The organism is Desulfofundulus sp., assembly GCF_049701015.1.
In the GTDB taxonomy this organism is placed as follows: domain Bacteria; phylum Bacillota; class Desulfotomaculia; order Desulfotomaculales; family Desulfovirgulaceae; genus Desulfofundulus.
On sequence record NZ_JBNATZ010000191.1, the window covers coordinates 1,653 to 4,848 of the forward strand.

General features: G+C 54.3%; 5 protein-coding genes. All 5 read right to left on the reverse strand.

What is annotated here, in order from left to right; all coding sequences use genetic code 11:
- Positions 1-35: 35 nt before the first annotated feature.
- Genes ACPLUI_RS11005 through ACPLUI_RS11025 form a run of 5 tightly spaced genes read right to left on the reverse strand, consistent with a single transcriptional unit; the run spans position 36 to position 2,992 of the window.
- Entirely contained in the window at positions 36-410 is a 375-nt protein-coding gene (locus ACPLUI_RS11005) for a hypothetical protein (RefSeq protein WP_424660311.1), read from the reverse strand.
- A complete protein-coding gene (locus tag ACPLUI_RS11010) occupies positions 398-1,186 on the reverse strand; it encodes a hypothetical protein (protein ID WP_424660312.1) in 789 nt (262 codons plus the stop codon). The genes ACPLUI_RS11005 and ACPLUI_RS11010 overlap by 13 nt, the downstream gene beginning before the upstream one ends.
- Before the next feature lie 37 nt (positions 1,187-1,223).
- On the reverse strand, positions 1,224-1,571 hold the full coding sequence (locus tag ACPLUI_RS11015) for a hypothetical protein (RefSeq protein WP_424660313.1): 348 nt from the start codon (positions 1,569-1,571) through the stop codon (positions 1,224-1,226).
- Between the two features lie 49 nt (positions 1,572-1,620).
- Positions 1,621-2,064, reverse strand: coding sequence for a hypothetical protein (locus tag ACPLUI_RS11020; protein ID WP_424660314.1), 444 nt, complete (start codon positions 2,062-2,064; stop codon positions 1,621-1,623).
- A complete protein-coding gene (locus ACPLUI_RS11025) occupies positions 2,045-2,992 on the reverse strand; it encodes a helix-turn-helix domain-containing protein (RefSeq protein ID WP_424660315.1) in 948 nt (315 codons plus the stop codon). Before ACPLUI_RS11025 ends, ACPLUI_RS11020 begins: the two co-directional genes overlap by 20 nt.
- Between the last annotated feature and the right edge of the window lie 204 nt (positions 2,993-3,196).

The window sequence follows — 3,196 nt, forward strand, 5'->3', positions numbered from 1 at the left end:
AAAAACAGGCGGGTCTGGCCGCCTGACAGTGGCGGTTAATCCCCCTCTATTGAGGTCCTGCGCAGCTTTGCCGCCCGGGAACCCGGCGCCATGCAGTCCTCACTCACCGGCTCGGGGACCGGGCGGAAGTATATTTCCGGCAGTGCCAAAAACGTCTGACTGCATATCTCCTCCAGCCGCTTCCTGTAGTAGAGAATGTGGTTCCTGACCAGGTTGGCGTTGACCCCGTCCGGGTAGAAAGGATCAGCCGTCCCCCTGGCCAGGATTTCAGCGTGCCGGTCAAAACGCTCTTTCAGAGCAGCCACGCACTCGTCGTACTCCTCTTTGAGAGGTCTGCGTTTTCTTCTTTTCCCGCCAGAGGGTTGACCGGTATTATCCGGCAGGATGTCAAAGACCGTCAACTGCCGCACGGCAGCCCCCTCCCCGCTTTCAGACCTGTACCGCGGACGCTGTCCCGCCACATCACCAGCCTGACTATCAGCTCGTCAAGGTCCTCGCTGAACGGGTAGCCGCTGCCCAGCTCCTCCGTCCAGTTCTCCCTCAGCGCCGCAAAGTCGGCTATGATCTGGTTCAGCAGCCGGTACCCCGGCGTCTCCGTTACGACAACTTCCTCTCTACCTGCCGGTCCCTGCCGCCGGACCCAGCCACGCACGTACTTATCTTCCAGGCGGTCCAGCTCTCCCAGTAACTTCTCAATCTCTCCCCACATCTCGACCGCTTCGCTGACGACTTCTCCTATCTCGTCCCCTTCAGCTTCATCGCTCATTGCCCACCTGACTTTGTCGGCCAGGTCTTCGGCGTCCATTACGTCCCACAGGTCGACGTGCTCTTCGCAGTTCTCTCTGAGGTAATCGTCCAGCGCTTCTATAGCACGCTCCAGCTTGCGGCCCGTCCTGAACAGCTCTCCAAACTCATGTTTGTGCTGTAAAATGTATTTAATCCTTTCCTGTTCGGCTTCAGAAATAAGTATCATGTCCTCATTGTCAACCGACTTCATGTACCCTACCGGCCAATAAAGAACACTTCCAACACATGGACTCCATATTCCGGCGTCGTCGGGCTCCTCGGCTACTTTGTAGAGGTAAAGATAGCGGCCCGCAATTAAACGACTCCAGTAACTGTTTGGATCCAATTCGGGGTTCATCCGCACGTACATGCCTTCCTTGAGCTCACTCCGCTTCGCCATTTTCTCGCGCTCCTTTCGTTTTTTAACCTGGCGGCGGTCAGAACCGCTCGGGTTCCCGCAGCAGTTCAAACCAGACCGCGACGTCTCCGCTGCCCACCAGGACGTTTGACCCGCACTCGGGACAGTACATGGATTCTGGTATCTCGCCCGGAGAGTAATAGTTGCCCAGGATGGAACTGCAGCCCGGGCATTCAACTGTATATCTCGTCCTCAGCAAACCGATGTCCGTACACAGCGCAAACAGGTGAGTTGCCGTTTCCTCATCAATACCGCTGTCCAAACTGAACTGGAGCGGGCTTAAATGCTTCCTTACCGCCGGACGCCTGGTCCCCAACCAGGTGTCCAACCTGCCGCATAAAGACTCGTCGACCTGACGGTGTTTCAAAGCACTTAATATCGGGAAGTACACAACCATCTTCGCTCCTTTCGTTTTTTCAGTCCCACGTGCATACCACAAACCGGTCGTCGAGGACGCCCCGCAGCAGGGGTTCCACCTCACCCTCCCACGACAGGCGGCCGTTCCCGCAGCCCGGCCGCGGCATGTAGACCTCCTCGAAACCGCAAGTGCCGGCTATCTCCACCAGTTCCAAGGCCGATCTCCGGATTAGTCCCGGGTCGGCTTTCTCGTACCAGCGGTGCTTTACAGGGAAAGATACCAGTATGTAATCGCCCCACTTCCCGAGCGTAAAACAGCGGTTCCCCTGCTGCTTGATACGGTCCCCCAGTACCCCGGGCAGCTCCGGGAACCGCTCTTTTGCCTCCCTGGCTATCCCCCTCCCCATGACGCACTCGCCGCGCTTGTTAAGCGAGCCGTTGGTGGTGATCACCAGCACCTTACCGATCGCAAGCCGCCACAGATCACCGCGCGCTGTACGCATCAGCAACCCTCCGGATCATCGCCGCAAGTTCTGGCAACAGGGACAAAGCGATGCCAGCCGGTAAAGTAATGGAAATTTGAGCCGTTTCGCCCATGCTTGCGATTTTTAAATCATAGGGAAGATACTCTGCATCCGCAGAAGTATTTTCTCTTGTCTTCCAGTAGTCTCGCTCTTTTTCTTTATCGAAGTAAAGTACCCAAAGAGCAGCAGGGGATGTTTCTGTCGCCGCGTTTGTGGAATCAGAAACCGAACCCTGTTTCCCGTTGAGTGAGCACACGACGTAATCAAGCCATTCGCTCAAGCGATCCAGTTTCGTCGCAAAGTTGGGAGAGTGATCGTGCGAGTAGAACTTTGACGGGATCAAGTCAAACATAAAAAGAATTTCGTCCAAATCGTGCTCTACAAGCTCAGAAAAGTAAACCAGGATGTCCATTGTGGTTAAACTATCAAATTTCTTCGCGCTCAAAACAGAGTTGATATGATTAATAATTGCATCTGCAAACGTTAATTCAGCTTCTGGAGATAAAGTTTTTAGAAATTTGCCGTCTAGATGTAAAAAGTTTCGTAATTTGTCTTCAGAAGCGGCAGAATTTAAAAACAGCATAATGTCTTCGCGACTGATTGTCTCCAGGTAGCTCAAAAGATGTTTAGGTGTCAGTTTTGGTCGTTTACAATTTTCACCTGACCGGGGACCTGCTTCCGGCAGAAACTGCCCGGCATAAAACAGGAAAGTAGAGAACGGCACGTTCAGCACAGGAGGCAGTGCGTCCAGGAAGCGGATCTTAGGAGTAGGTGTAGACGGGTCTCTTAGAATACGCGACAGGTGGGAAAAACTTACACCAGCAGACTTAGCCACAGAACGTATGGATAAGCCGCGCTTTTCGACCAGTCCGTTCAGGTAGGCGGAAAACGAAAACTTCTTTTCCACAAAACATCCCCTCCTCGCCAAAACACTTCCTTCTCGCCGAACAGCTTAAGACCCGGGCTCGGGCGCAAACGCCAGGACTTCCCCCGACACCCACTCCCGGCTGGCAACGTAGTCAGCCAGGTGGACCAGCAGCGCCGCGCTCACCCTCTCAGCTCAAAGGCTACGGATTGTGCCTTCTGGGCTAATGCCCTGAACTCTTCTTTC